The organism is Aeromonas sp. ZOR0001 (assembly GCF_000801015.1).
Lineage (GTDB): Bacteria > Pseudomonadota > Gammaproteobacteria > Enterobacterales > Aeromonadaceae > Aeromonas > Aeromonas veronii.
In genome coordinates, this window is record NZ_JRJY01000052.1 from 16,747 (window position 1) to 41,294 (window position 24,548).

28 protein-coding genes are annotated in these 24,548 nt (G+C 58.9%); 11 read left to right on the plus strand and 17 right to left on the minus strand.

Translation table 11 applies throughout. The features are described 5' to 3' along the window. Positions 1-73: 73 nt before the first annotated feature. A complete protein-coding gene (gene crp, locus L972_RS07185) occupies positions 74-712 on the minus strand; it encodes a cAMP-activated global transcriptional regulator CRP (RefSeq protein WP_005335304.1) in 639 nt (212 codons plus the stop codon). Positions 713-1,012: 300 nt separating this feature from the next. On the opposite strand from crp, the gene L972_RS07190 reads away from it, so the two are divergent. Continuing rightward, a complete protein-coding gene (locus tag L972_RS07190) occupies positions 1,013-1,420 on the plus strand; it encodes an OsmC family protein (RefSeq protein WP_047437057.1) in 408 nt (135 codons plus the stop codon). A 94-nt stretch (positions 1,421-1,514) separates the two neighbouring features. Then, positions 1,515-1,811 (plus strand): MliC family protein, encoded by a 297-nt coding sequence (locus tag L972_RS07195; protein WP_042060888.1) that lies wholly within the window; start codon positions 1,515-1,517, stop codon positions 1,809-1,811. A 141-nt stretch (positions 1,812-1,952) separates the two neighbouring features. On the opposite strand, the gene L972_RS07200 is transcribed toward L972_RS07195, so the two are convergent. Genes L972_RS07200 through L972_RS07210 form a run of 3 tightly spaced genes read right to left on the minus strand, consistent with a single transcriptional unit; the run spans position 1,953 to position 3,649 of the window. Next, positions 1,953-2,486 (minus strand): DUF4136 domain-containing protein, encoded by a 534-nt coding sequence (locus L972_RS07200; protein ID WP_047437062.1) that lies wholly within the window; start codon positions 2,484-2,486, stop codon positions 1,953-1,955. A 16-nt stretch (positions 2,487-2,502) separates the two neighbouring features. Next, on the minus strand, positions 2,503-3,372 hold the full coding sequence (locus L972_RS07205) for a phosphoribulokinase (RefSeq protein WP_042658487.1): 870 nt from the start codon (positions 3,370-3,372) through the stop codon (positions 2,503-2,505). A 52-nt stretch (positions 3,373-3,424) separates the two neighbouring features. Beyond that, the gene (locus L972_RS07210) at positions 3,425-3,649 is read right to left on the minus strand and encodes a YheU family protein (protein ID WP_005335298.1); all 225 of its coding nucleotides are present in this window, start codon (positions 3,647-3,649) and stop codon (positions 3,425-3,427) included. A gap of 97 nt (positions 3,650-3,746) precedes the next feature. Between L972_RS07210 and L972_RS07215 the strand changes: the two genes are divergently transcribed. Then, on the plus strand, positions 3,747-4,898 hold the full coding sequence (locus L972_RS07215; RefSeq protein WP_047437067.1) for a GGDEF domain-containing protein: 1,152 nt from the start codon (positions 3,747-3,749) through the stop codon (positions 4,896-4,898). Here the strand turns inward: L972_RS07215 and L972_RS07220 are convergent. From L972_RS07220 to L972_RS07230, 3 genes are all read right to left on the minus strand, one after another. Next, entirely contained in the window at positions 4,877-5,863 is a 987-nt protein-coding gene (locus L972_RS07220) for a hydrolase (protein WP_047437069.1), read from the minus strand. The two genes, L972_RS07215 and L972_RS07220, sit on opposite strands and share 22 nt — an antisense overlap. 66 nt (positions 5,864-5,929) lie before the next feature. Continuing rightward, complete coding sequence (locus L972_RS07225) at positions 5,930-6,829, minus strand: chemotaxis protein (RefSeq protein WP_005335289.1); 900 nt, start codon at positions 6,827-6,829, stop codon at positions 5,930-5,932. Positions 6,830-6,981: 152 nt separating this feature from the next. Then, positions 6,982-7,641: a hypothetical protein gene (locus L972_RS07230; RefSeq protein WP_047437072.1), complete on the minus strand. Its 660-nt coding sequence runs from the start codon at positions 7,639-7,641 to the stop codon at positions 6,982-6,984. Between the two features lie 39 nt (positions 7,642-7,680). Between L972_RS07230 and L972_RS07235 the strand changes: the two genes are divergently transcribed. After that, positions 7,681-7,884, plus strand: a complete 204-nt coding sequence (locus L972_RS07235; protein ID WP_005335287.1) for a YheV family putative zinc ribbon protein — start codon at positions 7,681-7,683, stop codon at positions 7,882-7,884. A 143-nt stretch (positions 7,885-8,027) separates the two neighbouring features. After that, the gene (gene slyD, locus L972_RS07240) at positions 8,028-8,699 is read left to right on the plus strand and encodes a peptidylprolyl isomerase (protein WP_005348264.1); all 672 of its coding nucleotides are present in this window, start codon (positions 8,028-8,030) and stop codon (positions 8,697-8,699) included. A 100-nt stretch (positions 8,700-8,799) separates the two neighbouring features. Here the strand turns inward: slyD and L972_RS07245 are convergent, their stop codons facing one another. Next, complete coding sequence (locus L972_RS07245) at positions 8,800-9,015, minus strand: SlyX family protein (RefSeq protein WP_005335285.1); 216 nt, start codon at positions 9,013-9,015, stop codon at positions 8,800-8,802. A gap of 14 nt (positions 9,016-9,029) precedes the next feature. Further along, entirely contained in the window at positions 9,030-9,998 is a 969-nt protein-coding gene (locus L972_RS07250; protein ID WP_047437077.1) for a vegetatible incompatibility protein HET-E-1, read from the minus strand. A 118-nt stretch (positions 9,999-10,116) separates the two neighbouring features. On the opposite strand from L972_RS07250, the gene fkpA reads away from it, so the two are divergent. Next, positions 10,117-10,920, plus strand: a complete 804-nt coding sequence (gene fkpA, locus L972_RS07255; RefSeq protein ID WP_005335283.1) for an FKBP-type peptidyl-prolyl cis-trans isomerase — start codon at positions 10,117-10,119, stop codon at positions 10,918-10,920. 151 nt (positions 10,921-11,071) lie between these two features. Then, a complete protein-coding gene (locus tag L972_RS07260) occupies positions 11,072-12,478 on the plus strand; it encodes a sigma-54-dependent transcriptional regulator (RefSeq protein ID WP_005348258.1) in 1,407 nt (468 codons plus the stop codon). 54 nt (positions 12,479-12,532) lie between these two features. Here L972_RS07260 and L972_RS07265 read toward each other — a convergent pair whose 3' ends face one another. The 3 genes from L972_RS07265 to L972_RS07275 all read right to left on the minus strand — a co-directional run bounded on the left by L972_RS07265 (position 12,533) and on the right by L972_RS07275 (position 14,339). Further along, on the minus strand, positions 12,533-13,402 hold the full coding sequence (locus tag L972_RS07265) for a hypothetical protein (RefSeq protein WP_047437081.1): 870 nt from the start codon (positions 13,400-13,402) through the stop codon (positions 12,533-12,535). Between the two features lie 113 nt (positions 13,403-13,515). Beyond that, positions 13,516-13,851, minus strand: a complete 336-nt coding sequence (locus L972_RS07270) for a hypothetical protein (RefSeq protein WP_005335280.1) — start codon at positions 13,849-13,851, stop codon at positions 13,516-13,518. Positions 13,852-13,994: 143 nt separating this feature from the next. Then, positions 13,995-14,339, minus strand: a complete 345-nt coding sequence (locus tag L972_RS07275) for a DUF2956 domain-containing protein (RefSeq protein WP_005349520.1) — start codon at positions 14,337-14,339, stop codon at positions 13,995-13,997. A 259-nt stretch (positions 14,340-14,598) separates the two neighbouring features. Between L972_RS07275 and ushA the strand changes: the two genes are divergently transcribed. Further along, entirely contained in the window at positions 14,599-16,323 is a 1,725-nt protein-coding gene (gene ushA, locus L972_RS07280; protein ID WP_047437084.1) for a bifunctional UDP-sugar hydrolase/5'-nucleotidase UshA, read from the plus strand. A gap of 209 nt (positions 16,324-16,532) precedes the next feature. Here ushA and L972_RS07285 read toward each other — a convergent pair whose 3' ends face one another. Beyond that, the gene (locus L972_RS07285; RefSeq protein WP_005335275.1) at positions 16,533-17,393 is read right to left on the minus strand and encodes a Tim44 domain-containing protein; all 861 of its coding nucleotides are present in this window, start codon (positions 17,391-17,393) and stop codon (positions 16,533-16,535) included. A 363-nt stretch (positions 17,394-17,756) separates the two neighbouring features. On the opposite strand from L972_RS07285, the gene dnaB reads away from it, so the two are divergent. From dnaB to L972_RS07305, 3 genes are all read left to right on the plus strand, one after another. Beyond that, on the plus strand, positions 17,757-19,151 hold the full coding sequence (dnaB, locus tag L972_RS07295; RefSeq protein ID WP_026035132.1) for a replicative DNA helicase: 1,395 nt from the start codon (positions 17,757-17,759) through the stop codon (positions 19,149-19,151). A gap of 199 nt (positions 19,152-19,350) precedes the next feature. Next, positions 19,351-20,424, plus strand: a complete 1,074-nt coding sequence (gene alr / locus L972_RS07300) for an alanine racemase (protein ID WP_047437087.1) — start codon at positions 19,351-19,353, stop codon at positions 20,422-20,424. Further along, positions 20,424-20,843, plus strand: a complete 420-nt coding sequence (locus tag L972_RS07305; protein WP_047437090.1) for a secondary thiamine-phosphate synthase enzyme YjbQ — start codon at positions 20,424-20,426, stop codon at positions 20,841-20,843. The genes alr and L972_RS07305 overlap by 1 nt, the downstream gene beginning before the upstream one ends. Positions 20,844-20,963: 120 nt before the next feature. On the opposite strand, the gene pepE is transcribed toward L972_RS07305, so the two are convergent. The 4 genes from pepE to L972_RS20665 form a co-directional block, all read right to left on the minus strand. Beyond that, the gene (gene pepE / locus L972_RS07310) at positions 20,964-21,701 is read right to left on the minus strand and encodes a dipeptidase PepE (RefSeq protein WP_047437093.1); all 738 of its coding nucleotides are present in this window, start codon (positions 21,699-21,701) and stop codon (positions 20,964-20,966) included. Between the two features lie 244 nt (positions 21,702-21,945). Continuing rightward, positions 21,946-23,307: an endonuclease/exonuclease/phosphatase family protein gene (locus L972_RS07315; RefSeq protein ID WP_047437096.1), complete on the minus strand. Its 1,362-nt coding sequence runs from the start codon at positions 23,305-23,307 to the stop codon at positions 21,946-21,948. Positions 23,308-23,537: 230 nt separating this feature from the next. Beyond that, entirely contained in the window at positions 23,538-24,350 is an 813-nt protein-coding gene (locus L972_RS07320; protein WP_047437099.1) for a heme ABC transporter ATP-binding protein, read from the minus strand. Positions 24,351-24,361: 11 nt separating this feature from the next. Then, on the minus strand, positions 24,362-24,548 hold a 187-nt coding region (locus L972_RS20665; protein ID WP_156127044.1), incomplete at its 5' end, for an iron chelate uptake ABC transporter family permease subunit.

The following is a 24,548-nucleotide window of genomic DNA, read 5'->3' on the forward strand; positions in this document are numbered from 1 at the left end:
GGAGAGGATCAAAAAAGGCTGCCGTAGCAGCCTTTTTTATCCCAAGGCCTCAGTCAGGCCTGCGGACGGGTCATCAGCGAGTGCCAAATACCACAATGGTCTTGCCGTGAGCAGAGATGAGCTCCTGCTCTTCCAGCATCTTCAGGATGCGGCCCACGGTTTCACGAGAGCAGCCGACGATCTGGCCTATCTCCTGACGGGTGATCTTGATCTGCATGCCATCCGGGTGGGTCATGGCATCCGGCTGTTTGGCCAGGTTGAGCAGGGTCTGGGCGATCCGACCGGTCACATCCAGGAAGGCGAGGTTACCCACTTTCTGGCTGGTGTGTTGCAGGCGCTTGGCCATCTGGCCAGAGAGACGCATCAGAATGTCCGGGTTGACCTGGATCAGCTGGCGGAACTTCTTGTAGGAGATCTCTGCCACTTCGCAAGAGCCTTTCGCGCGAACCCAGGCGGAGCGCTCGGGATTCTCGTTCTCCTCGAACATCCCCATCTCGCCCAGGAAATCGCCCTGGTTCAGATAGGAGAGGATCATCTCTTTGCCCTCATCGTCCTTGATCAAGACGGCCACAGTGCCCTTGACGATGTAGTAGAGGGTCTCCGCTTTTTCACCCGCATGGATCAGGGTGCTCTTGGCGGGATACTTATGAATGTGGCAGTGCGACAAGAACCATTCCAGGGTGGGATCGCTTTGCGGTTTGCCAATGACCATGAGAATTCCTCTGTAGTGTCTTTTTATGGACTTGTGCGTCCGGGCAAGCTGCCAATCTTGCCATTCCTTGTATTGGTCGCAGTAGGATAAGAGCCTTTGCCTGTGCTGACAAGGCTTTGCGGGCTTTTGACAGAGCCCTTTGAGTAATGCCTGCTGCGCCGCTTCGGCCATTCTAGGGAAGATAGAGGTCGGAGATGTTGATTTTGATCTATTTCCATCCCAACTCCCCCTGTTCGGCAGAGATAAGCGACTGGGTTATGCTAGGGATCCATCATCATGATTAACAGGAGAGAGTGCGAGATGAAAGCCAAGGTCAGCTGGGTGGAAGGGATGAAGTTTGTGGGTGAGAGTGAATCCGGTCACAAGGTGATCCTGGATGGTGCCAACCCCGGTGAGGGCGCTAGCCCGATGGAGATGATCCTGCTGGCAGTCGGCGGCTGCAGCTCTATCGATGTGGTCTCTATCCTCGAGAAAGCGCGCCAGTCGGTGACTGCATGTCATGTCGATGTCAGTGGCGAGCGGGTCGATAGCGTGCCGCGGGTTTTCGAGAAGATTAATCTGCACTTCGTGGTGACAGGCAAGGGATTGGCAGAGAAGCAGGTAGCCAGAGCGGTGGATCTGTCGATGGAAAAATATTGTTCTGTTTCCCTGATGTTGGAAAAAGCGGTACAAATTACCCATAGTTATCAAATTGTTGAAGCTGGATAACTGACGATTGTTTCGTTGAACCACTGCCATAAGGCCATCACCTCAGGCCACGGCGCAAGGTCATTACATAAGGCCACCACATAAGGAAAGTGCAATGAAAAAATTGATCGCTCTGCTTCCCCTGCTGGGTCTGGCTGCTTGCAGCAGTCCACAGCCTACACAGTATCAATACAGCCAGTACCAGTGTGGCGAAGAGATGCTGGCCATTACCTATGATGCCCAGGCTGACATGGTGCAGTTCCCCTATGCCGGGGTTTACCACAAGCTGGGCCGCGTCGAGGCTGAGTCCGGCGCCAAATATTCAGACGGTGTGACCACCTTCTGGAATCAGGACAAGCAAGGGCTGCTCACCCAGAAAGGGGTGACCCTGCTGACCTGCACCCTCAAATAAGTGGCTGCACAGGTCTGAAGGTGTGCGGCTGTGTCCCCCAATCTGGCCAGGGTCAGATTGGGTCAAGACCTGAGAGCACAAAAAAACGGCTTGCCGGGAGGCAAGCTGTTTTTCTATCTATCCATTATCGCTAAACAAGCGTTAGTTGGTCGGGACGCTATGAAGCAGTTCGGCCGCGAGCTGTTGGCTGAGCGCCTGGCGCTGGCTGTCGGCAATGCTCACATCGCTGGTCAGCTGGATGATGCTGCTCCAGACCGCTTTCTGGGTTTTGCGATCGAGCAGTACGATAGCCAGCGAACCTTTGCGCTCGTTGGCCGAGGCATAGACCCCCGGCGTCATGCCGAGGCGTGCGAAAATCTCGCCGTCGCTGATATCCTTGCCGCCTGCGACGCCGATGGCGACCCACAGATCAGCCTCGTCGAGCGGTGCGCTTTGCCACCCCTTGCCATTGAGCTCCCGGCTCACCGCCTGCTGCATCGGCTCCAGCCACCCTTCCGCCAGCTCACCGGCGAATTGATACTGCTCGGCCAGGGCGTAGCGCGGGGTCGCGCCATAGATCCAGTTGCCAAGCGGGCGTACCAGCATGGTGCCGGACTCCAGCGTGGGGGCCGCCGGCCCGCTGCTGCAACCGCCCAGCAGGGCGAGCAGAGCCACAGAGAGATAAGCAAGCCGCATCGTGAACTCCTTTGAATCAGGTTATTTTGCCGGTTTCGAGCAATTGCTGGATGAGCGGGCGCAGGATCAGCTCCATCGCAAAACCCATCTTGCCGCCCGGCACTACTATGGTGTTCATCCGCGACATGAATGAGCCATCGATCATCGACAGCAGGTAGGGGAAGTCCACCTGCTTGATACCGCGAAACCGGATCACCAGCATACTCTCGTCAAGACTCGGGATCACCTTGGCGCTGAAGGGGTTGGAGGTATCCACCGTCGGCACCCGTTGGAAGTTGATATGGGTGCGCGAGAACTGCGGGGTGATGAAGTTGATGTAGTCATCCATGGAGCGAACGATGGAGTCGGTCACCGCCTCGCGAGAATGCCCTCGCTCCGAGGTATCGCGGATCAGCTTCTGGATCCACTCCAGGTTGACGATGGGTACTACACCTATCAGAAAATCCACGTGGCGCGCCACATTGTGATCCTCGGTAACCACGCCGCCGTGCAGCCCTTCATAAAACAGCAGATCGGTATTGCTGGGCAGATGCTGCCAGGGGGTGAAGGTGCCGGGCATCTGGTTGAAGGGCACCGCCTCGTCAAAGCTGTGCAGGTAGCGGCGATACTGGCCATTGCCATCCTGCCCATAGCCCTGAAAAAAGCTCTCCAGCAGCCCGAAGTCATTGGCCTCAGGGCCAAAATAGCTGATATGGCGCCCCTGTTCGCGCGCCTTGCGGATCGCTACATCCATTTCCGGTCGGGTGTAGCGGTGAAAACTGTCACCTTCCACCACAGCCGCGGTATATCCCAGTTGATGGAACATGGAGCGAAAGGCGTTGGTGGAGGTGGAGGTGCCGGCACCGGACGAACCGGTAACAGCAATAATGGGGTGCTTGGCCGACATGGGATTCTCTCTTCCTTGGGAATTCCGTTATAAGGTCCGGATTGCGGTTGGGTCAAGACTGCTCGATGAAGCGGTCTTTCATCACGATATTCACCGATTCGTGCAGCTCGCTATAGACGATGACAGCTTTGCCTTGCTGTAATTGTTCTCTCACTGCATCGACTTTGACGCCAAGCGGTACATCCTGTTCTCCATATTCTGTTCCCTCCTGCAACACAAAGTGTTCGATCAGGTTGGTCAGGGTGTCGCCGTCCAGTTCTTGCCAGGGAATGATCATTTAAAGGTCTCACAGCAAAAGAGGTGATCGTCAGGCTATTGTTGTGTTGAATCCCGCGAATGCAATCACTTTTTACCTTTTCACCGGAGTCTGAGAGATGTTGTCTGAAGCGCAGCGCAGCGCGCCGTTAACCCTGACTGAGCATCTGGACAGCGCACGTCGAGAGGCGATTGCCCGAGGCATGGTGTGGTTCTGGTTGTTGAACTGGCTCGTGGTATTGTTTCTTTCGATACGCTACGAGGTTTACAGTCAGGTCGGGCTCGCCAGTGATGACAGCTTGCCCTGGCGCTTTCAGAGTGAGCTGGCCCTGGTCATGGTGGTGCTATTGCTGCTACCTGTTGTCAGCCTGTTTTGTGACCATTTGCAGGACCGCCTCTGGTTACGGATGGCTGCGCTGGTGATGGTGTTATGGGGCGGACTCTGGACGCTGCACATCTACACGATTGGTCAGGTAGAGCTGCGGGGAGGGGTCAGCTATGCCAACGGGATCATGCGGCTCAACCTGCTGGCTGCGCTCATCGCGTTTTATCCCGATCGCAAGGTGTTGTATGGCTATCTCTTGGGCCCGATGACGGTGGGTGTGGGGTTGGAACTCTTTTTACGCGTCGATTTTCCCCAGATCTACCTGCTTGGCGTGTTGTTTGGCGTGATTGCGCTGGAGGTTGGCCGCCGCATGCTGCACCGCTGGTTTGAGTTGGCGATCATGCGGGAGCATGAAAATCTGACGCTGCTGCGCCAACTTGATCAGCTCGCCAAGCAAGATCCTCTGACCGGTGTCGCCAACCGGCGGCATTTCAATATCGAGCTGGATCGCGCGTTGGCCCATAGCCAGGAGAGCGGCGCTCCGCTATCGCTCATTCTGATCGATGTGGACTATTTCAAGCGCTTCAACGACCACTACGGCCATCAGGTGGGGGATATGTGTCTCAAGGAGGTGGCACAAGCGCTCAACCGTGCGGTACGCACGCCATCTGATCTGGTTGCCCGCTATGGCGGAGAGGAGTTTGTGCTGCTGCTGCCCAATACCGACCGTCAGGCGGCGGCCAGCGTGGCGCAGCGGCTGCAAGATGGCTTGGCCAGCCTGCGGCTGGAGCATCTGGCGTCCGATGTTGCCCCCTGGGTGACGGTGAGTCAGGGGATTGCCAGCAATGTCTCCGGCGAAGGGGCGAGCCAGTTGCTGGAGCGGGCCGATCAGGCGCTCTATCGGGCCAAGGAGTCGGGACGCAATCAGTTCTGTGTTGCGGAGTGACTCTGTTCGGCAATCCAGCGACTGATCCGTTCATCCAGCCAAAACCGTGGCCGCCAGGGCGTGCCGTGCAGAAAGCCGACATGGCCGCCACGCTGGCTCAACTCATAGCGCACCGTGGGCGAGAGTTGCTCTGGCCGGGGAATGACCGCGCGTGACATAAAGGGATCGTCGGCGGCGTGCAGGATAAGGGTAGGGATGGGGATTTGAGCCAGCAGCGGTAGCCCCGAGCAGCTCTGGTAGTAGTGGCTGGCACTGTGAAAGCCGTGCAGCGGCGCGGTAACCAGCTCGTCAAAATCGCGCAGGGTGGCAATCTGCTCCACTTGTCGAGGTTGCCAGCGTTCACTCGCTTTCTGCTGCTGGCTGATCTTGTTGAGCAGGTTGCGGCGCATGGTGCGCAGCAGATAGTTCTGATAGACCTTCGAGAAGCCCTGATTGACCCGCTCGGCGCAGCTCGCCAGTTGCAGCGGGGCCGAGACCACCACCGCCGCTTTCAATGCCGCAGGACAGGCCCGCGCCAGCAGATTGACCAGCATATTGCCACCCAGTGAAAAGCCGATGGCGATCAGTGGTTTGCCCGGGAAGCGCTGGCTTAGCTCGGCAATCAGCTCCTGCGCATCACCGATGGCGCCGGAGTGATAGGCCTGCAGGTGGCGATTGGGCTCGCCGCTGCAACCGCGAAAGTGCATCAGCACAGCCTCTCTGCCCTCTTGCTGCAGGTGGGCGAACAATCCCTTGGCGTAGTGGGAGTGAATGCTCCCCTCCAGCCCGTGAAATACCACTATCAGTGGCCGTTCATCAAGGCTGACTTCCCCGCTCCAGGCGAGGTCGACAAAGTCCCCATCCTGCAGTTCAAACCGCTCCGCCACAAAACGGGCTGGGGTGCGGCGCAGCCATTTGGGCAATATGGTCTGCAGATGAGGATTGCGTGCCCACCAGGGGGCGTGGAAGTGGCTCTCGGTCAGCATGGGGTCAGTCGGTCTGGGTCGAAGATAAGGAGGACGGGAGGCGTGTTCCTCCCGCCAGTCATTGGCTTATTTCAGCAGGCGATCGTGATGTTCGGCGCCGCGCAGCATGGCCTGGATCAGCTCATTGGCTTCGAACTTGGTCAGCGCCTCATGGGCTCCCACCTGATGGGCCCGCTCCACACTGATCTCGCTGGAGAGCGAGGTGTGCAGGATGATGTAGGCCCCCGCCAGTTTGCTGTCGCTCTGCACCTCGAAGGCCAGCTCGTAGCCATCGAGCCCGGGCATCTCGATATCGCTCACCAGAATGTCGATCGGGGTCTTCTGGCTCGCCCGCGTCTGCATCAGGGTCAGTGCATCCTTGCCATTGGTGCAGACTTCATAGGGGATATTGATGTAGTCGAGGGCGGCCATCAGCTGACGGCGAGCGACCGAGGAGTCATCGACCAGCAGGATCCGCATCGGCTTGATCCGCTCCCGCTGCACATCGGTCAGCACCGGATAGAGGTGGCTCGGATCATCCGGATAGACCCGGGAGAGGATCAGCTCCACATCCAGCAGCTGGATCAGCTGGTCATTGACCCGGGTCACGCCGGTTACGAACACATTGTGACCGAGAGAGGCGGGGGGCGATTCGATATCGCGCCAGTTGCACTCGGTGATCTTGTCGATGCCTCGCACCAGAAAGCCCACCAGGGTGCGGCGGCAGTCGGTAATGATGATGAAGCAGTGGGGCATCTCCTCCTTGCTGATGGGGCGATAGCCCACCGCCATCGCCATGTCGATCACCGGAATGGTGGAGCCGCGCATATTGGCAGCCCCCAACACGGTCGGGTGCGAGTGCGGCATTGCCGTCAGCTGGGTGTAGGGCACTATCTCCTTCACCTTGAGGGTACCGATGGCAAAGGATTGTTTGGCTGAAAGGTGAAACAGCAACATGCCCTGGGATTGATTGGCTTTGCTCGTCATGGCAGATGTCCTGTTGGTCGAAACGTTGGCAGTCACTTCAGGCCTCTAGCATAAAGGATTACGGGGGGAATGGCCCTTCCTTGTTAACGACCATCTGGCAAAAAACTGGACTCATTCAGCCAATTTCGTTGGCGTATTCCATCGGCGTCCGGTTATTGATCGCCATCCTCGCCAACGCCCCACTGCTGGCAGGCTGCTTGCAACGCGGCCTCATCGGCATAACCCAGCTTGCTGGCCACCTGCGCGGGTTTGCTGCCGCCTTTGAGCAATCTGAGCGCCTGCAGCAGTCGCCACTGTTGTTGCAATTCACTCCCTTCCACCGGCGCATCGGCTTGTTGTACCCACTGTTGCAGAGACTCCGTTTGGCCATTGGCCAGTGCTTGCCAGCAGGCTTGCAGCTCATCGTGACCCTGCTGGCTGATGGCGCACTGTTGCAGCTCATCCAGGATAACCTGCAGTCGCTGACCGTAGGCCCCTTGCCACTCTTTCGGACGTTGCCACCGGGCCAGCGAGTCGAGCAGGGCATCGAGCAGCGAGGTGGTCTGCAGCCAGCCAGCCTGCTGCGGCTGAGCCACGCGCAAAGAGACGCTCAGCTGATCGTAATCGCAACCGCTGAGGGGGCTGAAGGCCGCGAGGGCATCGGCGCAGAGCCAGAAGCTGCTGCCTGCCGGCAGCAACAGCTCATGTTGGCCCAGTCTCAGCAGCGCGGCGCCCCGGGTGATCCGCAACAGCTGCCCGACCGGAGTTCGTTTGCGGTTGCCAGCGTGCAGGCCCTGGCAGGAAAAATGGTGATACTCGATGGCGTGATGCATGTAAAAACCCTGATATGATGCTGCCTGGAGGTAACAAATATGGAAACCAGACGTAAAAAACGCTTCATTGCCGGTGCTGTCTGCCCGGCGTGCGGCAAGTTGGACAACATGATGCTGTATCTGGAGCATGGAGTCGAGAAGGTGACCTGCGTCGCCTGTGGCGATACCCAGGTACAAACACCCGCCGAGGTCGACAAGCAGACTCGCGAGGCGGAAGAGGTGATCGGGGTGTTTCGCCCCTGATAAGGGAACGGCGGGTGGAATGAGGGTCTCCTTACTGACGCTGTTGCCGTTTTTTTCGTCACTCAGTGGCGCTGCACGGCATATGCGCGGCCCGCTTTTTAGGGTATTCTGAGCCCGTTTTTTTCTATCCGCAGGATCCTGACATGAAAGTAGCTCCTCTGAGCGTGGTTACGCTGGAATACACAGTCACCGACGAGCACGGTGAAGTCATCGACAGCACTGTCGGCAAAGAGCCGCTGGTCTATCTGCACGGCACCCGTTACCTGGTCTCAGGCCTGGAAGCCGAGCTGGAAGGTCGCGCGGTAGGTGAAGCCTTCGAAGTGACTCTGGCACCGAGCCAGGCTTACGGCGAATATGACGAGACACTGGTACAAGAAGTACCGGGCGAGCTGTTCGACGGCATGGAAGTCTCCGAAGGGGATACTTTTGTGGCTGAAACCGACGATGGCCACCGTCCTGTGACCGTGGTTGAAGTGTCCGAAGAGTTCGTCAAGGTGGATGGCAACCATCCGCTGGCTGGCGTAACTCTGGGCTTCAAGGTCGAGATCAAGGACGTGCGTGCCGCCACTGCCGAAGAGCTGGCCCACGGCCACGTTCACGGTGCCGGTGGTTGCGGTCACGATCACGGTCATGACCACGATCACGGCGGCTGCTGTGGCGGTCATGGTCACGACCACGATGAAGATCACGGCCAGGGCGGTTGCTGTGGCGGTGCTGGCCACGGTCACGATCATGGCCACGACCACGGTGACGACCATGGTCACGGCGGCTGCTGCGGTGGCGGCGGTTGTGGTGGCAAGGGCCATCACCACTGATCACGGCCATGCCAATGATAAAAAACCCGCGATTATCGCGGGTTTTTTATTGGCTGACAGCTGTGCCAAGCCATGTTGCCTGACCAGAGATGGCGTCGGGTCAGTAGTGCGGCGGCGGGGTCTCTTCGGCCATGCTGGCAATCTGGCTGGGTTGTACGCTTTGCAGTTTATCGATCAGCAGCTGGATCTGGTATTTGAGCCGATCGAGTTCACGGCCCTGGGTAGTTACCTCGTCGTTGAGCTGCTCTATGGTGTACTCCGCATAGGCGAGACGGGTTTCCAGGGTTTCGATGCGATCGTTAAGTTGCTGACTCATGGGCCTTCGGGTCCTTACTTGATTGTCCAGATTTCGGCCAGACCACTGGAGCTGGCACTGACAAGGTGGCTATTGTCGCGCAAAGCGACGCCGTAGACCACTGCGCTGGGCGGTTTCACCTTGGGTTGCGGTGAGACGCGCCAGCTCTGCAGCAGGGCACCATCGCTCACTTGCCATAGGGAGAGCTGACGGGAAGGGGCGCCGGTGATGAGCCACTTGCCATCGTTGGCAAAGCGGGCGCTGGTGTAGACCTCGAAGCGGTGATCATATTGCAGCTGACTCACCTCCTTGCCGGTTTTCAGATCCCAGATGCTGGCCCGGCTGCTGTCGGCGGTGAAGGCGTAGCGGCCGCTCGGCTCCAGTCTGGCCATGATCACCCGGCCACCATGGTTGAACCGCCAGATCACCTGCCCGCTACGGGTATCCCACAGATAGGCGCTGTAGTCGTTGCCGCCGGTCAGGGCGTAGCGACCGTTGGCGGAGAGATCCACCGTATTGACCTGTTCGGTGTGCCCGAGAAACTGCAGGCGACGACCGCTTCGGGTATCGAGCCACTCGGCTTTGCCATCTTCCCGCCCGATCAGCACATAACGACCGTCGGCAGAGAGCGCGATGTCCCTCAGCCTGGATTCAGGAAGTGAGTAGTAGCCTTGTGATTGCCCGTCGCTCAGCCGCCAGGTTGCAAAGGTGCTGGGGGTGGCGGTGACGGCATGGCTGTTGCCTTCGGAAAAACGGGTAATGAATACCAGGTCATCCGTAGAGTCGGATTGCTTCCAGCGCCAGCGTTGACGGTTCTGTTCCAGATCCCAGACGATGATGCCCTGGCTGATGCTGGAGACGATGGCCTGCTTGCCATCACTGGAGAGATCTGCGGTCAGCAGACCCGTGCTGGCGAGGGTCATTTGCTGGTTGGGTTGGGAGCTCTGCTCGCAACCGGTGAGCATTAAACAGAGGCTCACCAGATAAATGGCACTTTTTATCATTTTTGCGGTCTCACGCTTTTGTTACCTGCGATCACGGCGTTAGTATAAGGCGCTTATCACGATAAACCTCTCATTTCACGATGGAACCGAGAGCGGTATTTGGAGTTTGGAGAAACTGATGAACAAATTTCTGAAGGTGTCCCTGTTGGCGGCGGCCGTTGCCGTCGGTCTGACTGCTTGCCAAAAAGACGAGAAGCCTGCTGCGGCCAATACCGCCGAAGTGAAGGCAGAAGCCAGCAAGCCTGCAGAGGCGACCAAGGCCGAAGCCAAGAGCTTTGAAGAGCAATCTGGCTACGCAATTGGCCTCTCCATGGGTCGTTACATCGCCAATACTCTGGAGCGTCAGCAGGAACTGGGCATCAAACTGGACAACGCCGTGATCCTGAAAGGGGTGACTGACGGTTTGGGCAAAGAAGCCAAGATGACTGATGAAGAGATCCAGAAGGTACTGCAGGATTACGACGCCAAGATCAACGAGCTGACCAAGGCCAAGGCCGAGAAAGACGCCGTTGAGAATCTGAAGAAGGGCGAAGAGTTCCTGGCTGCCAACGCCAAGAAAGAGGGTGTGAAGAGCACTGAATCCGGCCTGCAATACGTGGTCGAGAAGATGGGCACTGGCGCCAAGCCGAAATCTACCGACATCGTCAAGGTTCACTACACCGGTACCCTGACCGATGGCACCAAGTTTGACAGCTCCGTCGATCGCGGCGAGCCGGCTACCTTCCCGCTCAACCAGGTTATCCCAGGTTGGACCGAAGGCGTTCAGCTGATGCCGGTTGGCTCCAAGTTCAAGTTCTTCCTGCCGTCCAAGCTGGCCTATGGCGAGCACGGTGCAGGCTCCATCCCGGCGAACGCCGTGCTGGTGTTTGACGTTGAGCTGCTGGCTATCGAGAAGCCGACTGCTGACGACGCCAAGAAGTAATCCCCTCTTGTAGTTAAAAACGGCTCCTTAAGGAGCCGTTTTTACTTGTGTATTCCCTGCAATCGCGGGATAACAGAACTGTCTTGGCGTTGGGTTTGCGCGCGAAAATAAGGCAAAATAGATCGCAGAATCAAATACAAGGATGAGTCCAGTGGCTGAAAATAAATCGCGTGTCCTGCTGGTGGAAGATACCCGTAGTCTGGCGGTGGTCTATGAACAGTACCTGCGCCAGGAGGGGTATGAGGTGGTGCTGGCCGATTGTGGTCAGCAAGCGTTGGCGCAGTTGCTGGCAAGTCCTCCCCCCGTGGTGCTGCTGGATCTGGAGCTGCCGGATATGTCCGGTATGGATATTCTGCAAATGATCACCGAACAGCAGTTGCCCTGCTCGGTGGTGGTGATCACCGCCCATGGCTCGGTGGATGTGGCGGTGGAGGCGATGCGCCTCGGTGCCTTCGATTTTCTGACCAAACCGTTTGACAGCAAGCGGCTCTGCGCCACCGTTCGCAATGCCTTGAAACACCAGCAGTTGAGCTCGCTGGTTGCCCACTATCGGGAGAACTTCGAGCGTAGCTCCTTCTTCGGTTTTATCGGTGCCTCCATGTCGATGCAGGCGGTCTATCGCATCATCGAAAGCGCGGCGCCCAGCAAGGCGACCGTCTTTATCACTGGCGAGAGCGGCACCGGCAAAGAGGTGTGTGCCGAGGCGATTCACCAGTGCAGTCCCCGCAGCGAACAGCCCTTTATTGCCCTCAACTGCGCCGCCATTCCCCACGATTTGATGGAGAGCGAGATCTTCGGTCATGTGAAGGGCTCTTTTACCGGTGCGCAGGGGGATCGCAAGGGGGCGGCCAGTCTGGCCGATGGTGGCACCCTGTTTCTCGACGAGATCTGCGAGATGGACCTGGATCTGCAGAGCAAGCTGCTGCGCTTTATCCAGACCGGCACAGTGCAGCGGGTCGGTAGCGGCAAGCTCGAGACGGTGGATGTGCGCTTTATCTGCGCCACTAACCGGGATCCGCTGGTGGAGGTGAAAGCGGGCCGTTTTCGCGAGGATCTCTACTATCGGCTCCACGTCATTCCGCTTACCCTGCCGCCACTGCGGGAGCGGGGTGAGGATATCCTGCTGCTGGCGCGCACCCTGCTGCAGAGCTACGCCAAGGAGGAGAACAAACGCTTCAAGGATTTCGATGTCGAGGCGGCGCGAGTGCTGCTCGACTACCCCTGGCCTGGCAACGTACGCGAGCTGCAAAACGTGGTGCGCAATATCGTGGTGCTCAATGACAAGGAGCTGGTGAGCCCGGATATTCTGCCGCCACCGCTCAATGGGGTTCGTCCCCAGTTGCCGGCTGCTATTGCGGCAGCGGTGGCATCGGCTCCGGCCGCCACCGGGGTTGCCAACGGGCCAATTCGTCCGCTCTGGCTGGTGGAAAAAGAGGTGATCGAACAGGCCATCGCCAGCTGTGACGGCAATATTCCCAAGGCGGCGGCCCTGCTCGAGATCAGCCCCTCTACCATTTACCGTAAAAAGCAGGGGTGGGAGGAGTCCAATCGGGCCTGAACCATCTTGCCAGCAGAAAGGGCGGCTAGCGTGCCGCCCTTGCTATTTTGGGGATCAGAGTTTGGCGAGGCGCTTGAGGCGGGCCAGTCGCTCCCCCTCGTTGGCGCTGAACCAGCGGTCCTGCGACAACAGAAACCAGGCACGGGAGAAGTATTCCGCGGCCAGCGGATCGTCCAGCACCAAGGCATTCTCCCCCAGCTCCTCGAACAGATAACCATCCTCAGGCTCGCCAGCCTCGGCCATATCGGCCTTGAGCTGGTGCAGCTCTGCCAGCGCCTGCTGGTGCTGACCCTGGGCCCGGGTCAGGCGAGCCAGACTCCAGCGAGCGATAAACGCCTTGGCCGGCTGGTTATGCTGCAGATGCCAGGCCAGACACTTCTGTTGCTGGATTTTCGCCTCATCAAAGCGGCCCAATTCGAACAGGGTCCAGCCCTGATTGTTGTAAAGGGGGGCCAGCCAGCCACGCACCTTCTCGTCACTGCTGCGCTCCGCCAGCTCCATCGCCAGTTGATGCCAGCGGCTCTGCTCTTCCAATGGTGCGGCGATGGCGATCATGTGAGCGGCGTCGATGGCGAGATAGGTTTCTTTCTCCTTGAGCCCCCATTGCCAGGCTTGTTCAAACAGCGGTTTTGCACTGGCTTTGTCGCCCGCCGAGTTAAAGGTGCGGCCTCGTTCCAGCAGAGCCCGGATCCGCGCTCTGGGGGTTGTGTCGGTGAGGCGAGGCGCTATCTCGTCGAGCAGCTGGTGGGCTTCGGCAAACTGGCGCTGCAGCGAATGGGTGCGGGCAATTTGGGTCAGCAACTCCAGTTCGAGTTGCAGGTCTGCGGCGGTGCGCGCTTCGGGAAGAAGGGTGTGAAAACGCAGTGCGCTGGCGGCGGGATCCTGATAATCCCACAACGCCATGAAATCGGGCGGATTGTCCATTTGGCCTCCTTGCTGGTTATCCTGTCACCAAGATGCCTGCAGGCCATTGTTTGTACAAGGGGCGCCCGTCACAGAGCGCCCCTTGAGTCATGTTAACGGCTGTGGCCAGTTGCTCAGTAGACCATAGCCAGGCTCATCAGCATCAGACCGAGGGCGGCAAAGGCCCCCTCCTTGATGGCGAGCCGTGGCACCAGCGCCTTGGGCAGGGCCGGAAACAGGCTCAGGGCAAAGCCAAGGCCCGGCATCAACCAGTGGAATGCCGGATCACGCAGGGTGGGATCGGCGGCACCATTGATGATGATCAGCAAAATAAACAGAGTGAAGGCCGGCAGGATAAACCAGCGTACCCCACCGGCGGCGACCGCCCGCAGCGGCGAAATGCGATAGAGCAGCATGGTCACAAGGAACAGAACAAAAGGGGCCAGCAGATAGAGCGGAGCGGGGTTCATAACATCTTTCCTGAAAACTGATCGTCAAAAAACCGGTTGTCCGGTGCAAGAGGCGCGGGATTTAATCACTCTTCGCAGGTAATCACCAGCAGCCCGGGCCCGGGCTGTGAAGAGGATCCCGGATAAAGGTTTGCTAGCGCGTCTTAGTGCAACCAGAACCAGGCTGCAGCAAATCCCAGCCAGCTCAGCACCAGCAAGATCCAGGGCAGGGGATGCTGATGGCTTACTTCAACCAGCTCCAGCTGATCGTCTTGTTCTTCGGTTTGTGGCGCGCCCTGTGGCTGCCTGGCTTTGGCCTGCAATTTTTTCTGGCGGCTCGCTTCGCGGGCCCGCGCCTTCATCTGTTTCTTGTATTCGTCGATGCCTTTCTGGATCCCTTGCGCGATAAGCTGGGTCTGTTCCTTGGTCTGCCCCGGCTTCTGGTTGGCACGGGCAATTTTCATCGCCTCCTGCTGGGTCTCGGGGGAAATCTTGTCGTACTTGGCCATCAACACACTCCTCGGGCATGGGGGAGGGAGTATGCCATAAAACCGCGTTTCGTGGGGCTAGGTCAGGCATGGCTACAAATGAGGAATGCATCAATAAAAGCATTTAAAAATCAGCAGCAAAGGGCAAGTTTGGCCGTCGATCACAATTAACAACATTTGTGAGTCGCTGATGAAAATTTCTTCTTCGTTGTTTGTTATATTTGGGCCCGACCTGCTGGATAGGGTCACTAAATAACAAAACAATCAAGGTGATATGGAAATGAATAATAACGTTATCAAAGGCAGCGTGGCCCTGGCCGTGCTGGCGGCACTGACGGGTTGCAATATCTCCAAAAACGACAGCGTGGCACCCTGCACCGAAAATGTCTGCAAACTGACCATCCTGCACACCAACGATAGCCACGGCCGTTTCTGGCACAACGCTGAAAATGAGTACGGTATGGCTGCCCAGAAGACTCTGGTCGAACAGCTGCGAGCCGATGCCAAGGCTGCTGGCAGTGACGTACTGGTTCTTTCCGGTGGTGATGTGAATACCGGCGTGCCGGAGTCCGATCTGCAGGACGCCGAGCCTGACTTCATGGCGATGAACAACATTCGCTACGATGCCATGGCAGTGGGCAACCATGAATTCGACAACCCCCTCAGCGTGCTGGAGAAGCAGCGCAAGTGGGCCCAGTTCCCCATGCTCTCGGCCAACATCTACGACAAGGCCAGTGGCAAACACTACTTTGACCCCTACAAGGTGTTCAAGTTGGAGAGCGGTCTCAAGGTCGCCGTACTGGGCCTGACCACCGAGGATACCGCCCAGCTGGTGGATCCCAACAACGTGCAGACCCTGGAGTTCCGCGATCCGACCAGCGAGGCGGCCAAACTGGGCCAGCAGATCCGCAGCAACAAGGAGGCCAATCTGGTCTTCGCCATCACTCACATGGGCCATTACGAGAATGGTCAGCACGGCAGCAATGCGCCGGGCGATGTAGAGATGGCTCGTGCACTGCCGGCAGGGACTCTGGATGCCATCATTGGTGGCCACTCCCAGAATCCGGTCTGTATGGAACCGGGTACCACCAACAAGTACGCCAATTTCAAACCGGGTGATAACTGTCAGCCGGATCAGCAGAACGGTACTTGGATCATGCAGGCTCACGAGTGGGGCAAGTATGTGGGCCGTGCCCAGTTTGAGTACCAGAATGGCAAATTGACCCTGACCAGCTATGACCTGATCCCGGTCAACCTTATCAAGCGCAACGCCAAGGGCGAGGCGATCGATGCCAACGGCGCCGTAACCAAGGACCCGGCCAAGATGCAGTTCGTACAGGACGAGATCACCAAGGATCCCGAGCTGTATAACACCCTGCTGGGTTACCAGGAGAAAGGTCAGCAAGAGCTGAATGTCGTCATTGGCTCGGCAGACGGCTTGCTGGTTGGTGATCGCAACTCGGTTCGCAACAAGCAGACCAACCTGGGTCGCCTCATCACCACGGCGACCAGCAGCAAGCTGGGTGTCGACTTTGGTATCGTCAACTCAGGCGGTGTGCGCGACAGCATCCCGGCCGGTGATATCACTTACCGCAGCGTGCTGCTGGTGCACCCGTTTGGCAACACGGTCAACAAGGCTGTCATGAAGGGAAGCGAGCTGGCGACCTATCTGGGCCAGGTGGCAAGCAAGACCCGCAATACCGGTGGTTATGCCCAGTTTGGCGGTATCAACATGGCGGTGGATTGCCAGGCCAAGAGCGTCAATATCACCAGTATCGGTGGCAAGGCGTTTGATCCGGCAGCAACTTACAGCTTCGCGATCCCGAGCTTCAGCGCCTCCGGTGGTGACGGCTATCCGAAGATCGATACCATCAACGCCGGTTTGGTGGATGCTGCCGTGCTGAAGGAGTACATCGAGATCAAGAAGACCATCAACGTGGCCGATTATCAGCCAGGTAATGAGGTGACCTATCTGAACTCAACATCTGCCGAAGGGTGCAACTGATTCGTCAGCGGGGCGCATACCCCCAGATGTGATCCCAAAGGGCAGCCGGTGGCTGCCCTTTGTCGTTATGTGCGTGGTGACATGTCATCTTGGGATTGGTCACAACTCTTCAATTATCAATGACGATAGCACTCGCCTGTATCAGGTGAGGGGATGAAATGAAAAGAGGCGGCCCATGGGCCGCCTCTTGCGTAGTGACAATCTAAACCTTACAGCTGCTCGATACCGACGATATGCCAGGGGGCATTGTTTTTGGCCAGATCGCGTTCGAGGTGCCACACCTCTTTGATATCTTCCTCGACCTGCTCCTGACGGTCCATGTAGCGGCCGCTGAAGCGCACGCTCACCTGAGCCCAGTCGCTGCCGTAGTCGGCGCGTACCAGCTGGGTATCCACATACATCACTTCGGTATGCTGGTCGCCAGTCAGTTCGGCGCGCTCGGCTTTGAGCTGTTCAAACAGCTCGGGGCTGACGTATTCGCGCACTTTTTCCAGATCGTTCTTGTTCCACGCCTCTTGCAGGGTGCGATAGTGATCGCGGGCACCGGCCAGGAAGCTGTTCATGTCAAAGCCCGGCGGCAGGCGGAACGGCACGTCGCTGTCGGCAAAGCCGGTGGCTTGCGGTGCGCTGTTGCTCTGCTCAAACTGCTGCGGGGCCGCAGATTGCGGTGGCTGATAGCCCGCATAGGCCGCCTGTTGTGGCTGTGGCGTCGCGACCTTGCCCTTGCGCAGGGTACGGATCAGGAACACTGCACCCAGCGCCAACAGGGCGATCAGCAGGAAGTCCATTCCTTGCAGACCTTCAAAGGCACCGCTGCCCAGCAGGTAGGCAAACAGGCCGCCAGCCAGCAGGCCGCCCAGCAGGCCGCCCATCATGCCGCTCTTTTTCGGCGGAGTCTGGGCATTCAGTGTCGGGTTCTTGTTGTCGACCGGTTTGGCCGCAGGCTGGGCCGGCGCAGTTTTGTAACTTTTGCCAAAGGATTTGCCGCCGCCAAATTTCTTGGCTTCGGCGTGAGGTGCCCCCAGGCCAATGGCCAGGATCACGGCAAACAGGGTCAGCATCTTTTTCATTTTGACTCTTTTCACTCTCGTCTGTGGGTGGGGCATGCTCCGCTTTGGCAAGCTCAGCAAGGCGCATGGCAGGCTGCCTGTCCCTAATTGTGTCGCAGCTTGTATTCATCAATATCACCTCTGGCATGAATTATTCATGAACGAGGTTGCCGCGATGCGGCGTCAAACAAGAGGAGTAAACCGGATGAAAAGCAGAAGATTGAGTCGCAAGGAGCGCAAAATGCGAAGCAAAATCAAAATGGTCAAGGTAGAGCAGACTCTGGTTTGGCCCTTTATGATGGTATGAGCCGCCAGATAGGGCTCGCCGTAGTTGGCTTTCTTTTGTAAAATTCCCGTCCCCTTCCCGCTGCGGTTTTTATGTGTATGGCAGAGCAAGTGACGGCGAAAAAAGACGCCAAGACACAACAGCTGAAAGTTCCTCCCCACTCTTTTGAGGCCGAACAGTCCGTACTGGGCGGCCTGATGCTGGATAACGATGCCTGGGATCGGGTTGCCGAACGGGTGATCGATCAGGATTTCTACAGCCGTCCGCACCGGTTGATCTTCCAGGCCATGACCCGCCTCTCCAACGCGGGCAACCCCATTGACCTCATCACCCTGCAGGAGGAGCTGGAGCGTTCCGAACAGCTGGAAGAGGCGGGCGGCTTCGCCTATCTGGTGGAGATCGCCAAGAACACCCCGAGTGCTGCCAACATCAACGCCTACGCCGAAATCGTGCGTGAGCGGGCGGTGGTGCGAGAGATGATCTCGGTCGCCAACGAGATAGTCGAAGCGGGCTACGAGCCACAGGGCCGTACCTCAGGCGATCTGCTCGATCTTGCCGAGAGCAAGGTATTCAAGATTGCCGAGCAGCGCACCAGCGCCAACGAGGGGCCCCAGCCCCTGAAGCTGATCCTCGAGCAGACCGTCGACAAGATTGAAGAGTTGTTCAAGACCCCCCACAACGGGGTGACCGGGGTATCGAGCGGTTACAACGATCTCGACAAGATGACCGCCGGTTTGCAGCGTTCGGACTTGATCATCGTGGCGGCCCGTCCCTCCATGGGCAAGACCACCTTTGCCATGAACCTCTGCGAACATGCGGCCCTCACTGCCGACAAGCCGGTGCTTATCTTCTCGCTGGAGATGCCCTCCGAGCAGATCATCATGCGTATGCTCGCCTCGGTCGGTCGCATCGATCAGACCAAGGTGCGTACCGGTCAGCTCGATGACGAGGATTGGGCGCGCCTCTCCTCCACCATGGGATTGCTGCTGGAGAAGGGCAAAATGTATATCGATGACGCCTCCGGCCTCACTCCGACCGATGTGCGCTCCCGTGCCCGTCGGGTGGCACGCGAGCATGGTGGCCTATCCATGATCATGGTGGACTACCTGCAGCTGATGCGGGTGCCGGCGCTCTCCGACAACCGGACTCTGGAGATCGGTGAAATCTCCCGCTCCCTCAAGGCGCTGGCGAAAGAGCTGCAGTGCCCGGTGGTGGCGCTCTCCCAGCTCAACCGAAGTCTGGAACAGCGGGCCGACAAGCGCCCGGTCAACTCGGATCTTCGTGAATCGGGCTCCATCGAGCAGGATGCGGATTTGATCATGTTTATCTATCGTGATGAGGTTTATCACGATGACAGTCCGGACAAGGGGATTGCCGAGATCATCATCGGCAAGCAGCGTAACGGCCCTATCGGAAGAGTGCGCCTCACCTTCCAGGGTCAGTTCTCCCGGTTCGACAACTACGCTGGTCCGGCGTTTGACGACGATTATTGATAAGTAACAATCATGGCAATCCTGTGGTCAGGATTGCCACCACCGCTCTGACCCGCTTGCCATTCACTGCAAGGCAGCCCGTCAGAGCCTGTTTTCCCGGTTCGACAATTATGCCGGTCCGGCCTTCGACGACGATAAGTGAGTGGCGGTCTTCGGCCCTATGAGGGGGAGACCATTTGTGCCCTCGTAAGGGAAAACCATGAAAGCGGCTACTGCCCAAATCAACACTGCGGCCTTGCGCCACAACCTCGCTGTGGTCAAGCGCCACGCTCCCGCTTGCAAGATCATCGCTGTGGTCAAGGCCAACGCCTATGGCCACGGACTGCTGCCGGTCGCCCGCACCCTGGTGGATGCGGATGCCTACGCGGTGGCCCGCATCGAAGAGGCGCTGATGCTGCGCTCCTGCGCCGTGGTCAAACCCATCGTGCTGCTGGAGGGCTTCTTCTCCGCCGACGACCTGCCGGTGCTGGCGGCCAACAATCTGCAGACGGCGGTTCACACCTGGGAGCAGCTCGAAGCGCTGGAGCAGGTCGAGCTGCCAGCCCCCGTGGTGGCCTGGCTCAAGCTCGACACTGGCATGCACCGCCTCGGGGTGCGTGCCGACGAGATGCCCGCTTTTATCGAACGACTCGGCAAGTGCAAGAACGTGGTGCAGCCGTTCAACATCATGACCCACTTCAGCCGTTCCGATGAGCTGGAGCAGCCCACTACCCGCGAGCAGATCGACTTGTTCAGCAAGTTGACCACGCCGCTCCTGGGCGAGCGGGCCATGGCCAACTCGGCGGGCATTCTGGCCTGGCCAGACTCCCACTGCGACTGGGTTCGCCCCGGTGTCATCCTCTATGGCGTGTCGCCCTTCCCCAACACGGTAGCGGCCGATTATGGCCTGCAGCCGGTGATGACCTTGAAGACCCAGCTGATTGCGGTGCGGGATCACAAGGCGGGCGAGCCGGTGGGCTATGGCGCCAACTGGGTGTCAGATCGCGATACTCGGCTCGGGGTGATCGCCATCGGCTACGGTGACGGTTATCCGCGCATGGCGCCCAACGGCACATCCGTGCTGATCAACGGCCGCATCGTGCCGTTGGTGGGGCGTGTCTCCATGGATATGAGCACGGTCGATCTGGGCCCGGGCGCGACCGACAAGCCAGGTGACGAGGCGGTGCTGTGGGGCGAGGGGTTGCCGGTGGAGCGGGTGGCAGACGAGATTGGCACCATCCCCTACGAACTCATCACCAAACTCACCTCCCGCGTCTTTATGGAGTACGTCTGATGTGGCAGCAGTGCCTGCTGACGTTGAAGCCCCGTTCGAGGGGCTTTCATCTGGTGACGGACGAGCTGGTGGCCAAGCTGCCGATGCTGGCGGATTACCGGATTGGCATGGCGCACCTGCTGCTGCAACACACTTCTGCCTCGCTCACTCTCAATGAGAACTGCGACCCCAGCGTGCGCAGCGATATGGAGGCCCATCTGCACCGGCTGGCGCCGGAAGATGCCCCCTACTATCGCCACACCTATGAGGGGGCGGATGACATGCCCGCCCACATCAAATCCTCCCTGCTCGGGGTGAGCCTGCAACTGCCGATCCGCGATGGTCAGCTGGCGCTCGGCACCTGGCAGGGGATCTGGCTTGGCGAGCATCGTGTCGATGGCGGTGCCCGCAAGGTGCTGGTGACTCTGCAGGGTGAGTAATCAGGCTGCAACCAGCTGAAAGATGACGATAAAAAAGAGGGATGGCATTGAGCCATCCCTCTTTTGTTTTTACGGTTTCGCGAGCTATCTGCTTGCCAGTAGTGAAGCGCTCTGCGTGGCTCAGGCGACCTTGAAGGGGGTCAACTCGGCCAGCGGGGCTGCGTCCATAAAGGCTTGCGGCTCCTGACCGTGTTTGAAGATCTTGAAATCCTGCTCGCGGGCGCTCCAGTACTCCAGACGTTCGCTGCCGTTTTCTCCGGTGATTTGCAGCAGACTCGCTTCGCGCAGGGCCACCACATATTCGCTCGGGTTGATGGCGCAGAACTCCGCCAGACGCTCGTCGCGGGTCTCACCCATGTGGCCGCTGATGCTGGCATCCAGATAGTGCGGGTTGATCTGCAGCGGGAACAGGCCCAGCGCGGGCAGTACGGCGGCGTTGCAGACCGGCATGTCGTTGGTGGTGCGGATGCTCGGGGTCGCCACGTTGCAACCGGCGCTCCAGCCCACATAGGGGACGCCCCGCTCACGCACGGCGCGCTGGATCGGCACGATCAGGCCGTTTTCATGCAGCAGCTGATTCAGGCGCCAGGTGTTGCCGCCGCTGATAAAGATGGCGTCGGCCTGATTGACGGCCGCGACCGGATCGTCGAAGTGGTGGATGCTGATGGCATCGACTCCCAGACTCTCCTGCAGCTCGTTGGCACGGGCATCCCAGTCGCTGCGGATCACCGCGTAGGGGATGAGCAGAATGCGCTTGACCTGTTTGCGCGCGAGCAGGCTTTGAACCCGATCCCGGGCCCAGCCGAGCAGACCCGGAAATTCGTTGGCTTTACCGTTGCTAAGCAGAAGCAGTTCCATCAAATCGTTCCTCAAAAAGTGAAAGCGGAGGAGGGAGGACCACCGGAGCCGCCGTGCGGCCGGATGGCAAGAGGAGGCATGCTACCACCATTGGCGCGGCGGTTCTGTGATCGCGAGGCCCATTCAACGGCTATGGAGGAGTTATGGATAGATAACTCAATGCTAACTGGTGGATTAATAAGCAGAGCTCAGCTCGCCGCCCATTGCCAATAAAAGACCCCGCCGCAGCGGGGTCATGGCAGAGTTAGTCGAGTTTGAGATCGACCCACACCATGCGGTGATCCGAACTGACTCCCTTGGCGATGCCGAGTTTCGCATCATAGACCAGGTGATAACCGGCCTCGAAGCTGGCCGGCCAGAAGACGCCGCTCTTGACCGCGTTGAGGTTGGCGGAGGGGATGACGTGATCCAGCTGCAGCACGCTGGAGTTGGTGATCCGTTCCGGGTTGGGGCGATTGAGGTTGCGTTTGCAGTCGGCCCCCTTGCTGACACACTCCGGGCCCCCTTCGCTGACCGGGATCAGGGTGCCATTGGTGATGGCCTGATTCATCAGCGGGTTGTTTAGCAGATTCTGAATGGCGCTCAGGTCACCGTCACCGGTGAGCGGATCGGCGTTGAGATCGCCGGCGATGACGAACTTGGCGTTTTTGGCCAGCCCACCCTTGGTGCCCTTGTCATCGGTCATGTAGCTGAGACCCTTGACGTAGTCGTTCCAGAAGGCGATCTCGGCACGGTTGTGCTTGACGGTGTGACGCGCCGCGTTGGCAAAAATCGGCGGGGTCGGGTGGGAGATCAGGAAGTGGATCACCTCTTCACCCTTCTCGGTCTTGATCAGTACCGGCACATCGGCGTGGTTCTTGGAGGAGAGCGGGTACTGCTGCCAGGCTGCATCTGAATACCAGGCGTCGCCACACTGGCGGCTGGCCGGGATCTTGACCTTGGGATTGTTGCAGTCATCGATGATGGGGTTCTTCTCGCCCGGCATATCCTTCCACTTGAAGTGCTGGAAGGTACGGATCTGCTTGGTGTCAATGGGATATTTGGACATCACCGCAAAGGCGTACTGGCCGTGATAGTTGCCAAAGCCCCAGGCATCGTCGGGGCCGTTGTTGATATTGCCATCCAGATTGAGGTCATAACCGCTCATCAGGCCGGTGTTGGTAGCGAAGTTCTGCATCACCGGATAGCTGATGGCGGTCACTTCGGCGTGCTGGGCGTGAGCCAGATAGTTGTCGTTGAAGGCTTTCAGATCGGCGGTGCTCTCGCCTTTGCCGTCGTTGTCGAACTCGTTGAGCAGGAACACATCCGGGCGGGTGCGCTGGATGATCTCCGCCACGTTGCGGATCTGCTGCACGTTCTTGGCTTTGGTTTCAGTGGCGCCGCTCAGGCTCCCTTCGGCGAGGCGGGCCAGCAGGGCATCCTGCTCGGTGCGGGTCAGCGCCAGCTCGCCAGTCAGCATACCGGCGGCAGTGCGGTCAAAAGAGAGGTTGAAGGTGGCAAAACGAACCATGGGATCAGCTGCCTTTGAGTCGTTGTCACTGTTGCAGCCAGCCAGCATCCCGAGGGAGATGGCGGCAGCCAGTAGGGTCTTGTTGATATTTTTCATTGTAATTATTCCGTAGCATCAATGAGTTATGCCTTCTGTGAGGCGGCGCCATTATAAGTAGACGGCGATGCTGCGGGGATTTTGCCTGAGCAAAGTGTGAGGATATTCACACCACATATCTGGCGATGATGAATGTTAGCAGGGCGATATGGGGTGTGAAAAACCGGTTTATACGCTGCAGTTTTCGGGATGAATGGTGCGCTTCCTGCCGTTACCGCACTCTGAGTTTGTCACACCACCATCGGCAGGCCGCTCTCGGGGTGATGGATCACCTGTGCCGGATAGTCATAGAGACGGGCGATGAGCTCAGGGGTCAGCACCTCTGCAGGCGTGCCATCGGCCATCAGCTTGCCCCGCTCCAGCATCACCAGCCGATCGGCATAGCGCGCCGCCAGATTGAGGTCGTGCAGCACCACCAGCACTGCAGTATTGCGGCTGGCGAGGGCGCGCGCCATGGTGAGCAGCTGATGCTGATATTTCAGATCGAGCGCCGAGGTGGGCTCGTCGAGCAGCAGCAGGCGGGGTTGCTCGGCTTGCTCGGTCGGGGAGGGGGCCTGCCAAATCTGCGCCAGCACCCGGGCAAACTGCACCCGCTGCCGTTCGCCGCCGGAGAGCCCGGGATAGAGCCGTTTGGCCAGATGCTCGACCCCGGCATGGGTCATGGCCGCCGCCACAATCTCGTCACGCCGCGCCGCCGGTTCACTGTGGGGCAAGCGCCCCATGGCGACCACTTCCTCGCAGAGAAAGGGGAAGTTGAGGGAGGAGCTTTGCGGCAATACCCCGAGCCGGTGGGCAAGCTGGCCGCTGTCCCACTGCTGGCGATCTGCGCCAAACAGGGTGATGGAACCCTCATATTCCAGCTCGCCGGTCAGGCACTTGAGCAGCGAGCTCTTGCCCGCCCCGTTGGGGCCGAGCAGCGCGGTGAGGGTGCCGCTCTCGAGACTAAGATCGAGCCCATCCAGGATCTGGCGCTGGCCACGGCGCAGGCTGAGTCGTGTGCAGCTCAACAGGGGGTAGGAGAGTGAGGATGAGAGTGGTTGCATAACAGTCCGTATCACAGGGCGCGGCGGCCTTTTACCAGCAGCCAGATGAAGAAGGGAGCGCCGAGCAGGGCGGTGATGATGCCCACCGGCAGCTCGGCCGGGGCCAGCAGGGTGCGAGCCAGCATGTCGGCCGCCAGCAGCAGGGCGGCGCCAAGCAGGGCCGAGAGCGGCAGCAACCTGACATGGTTGGGGCCCGCC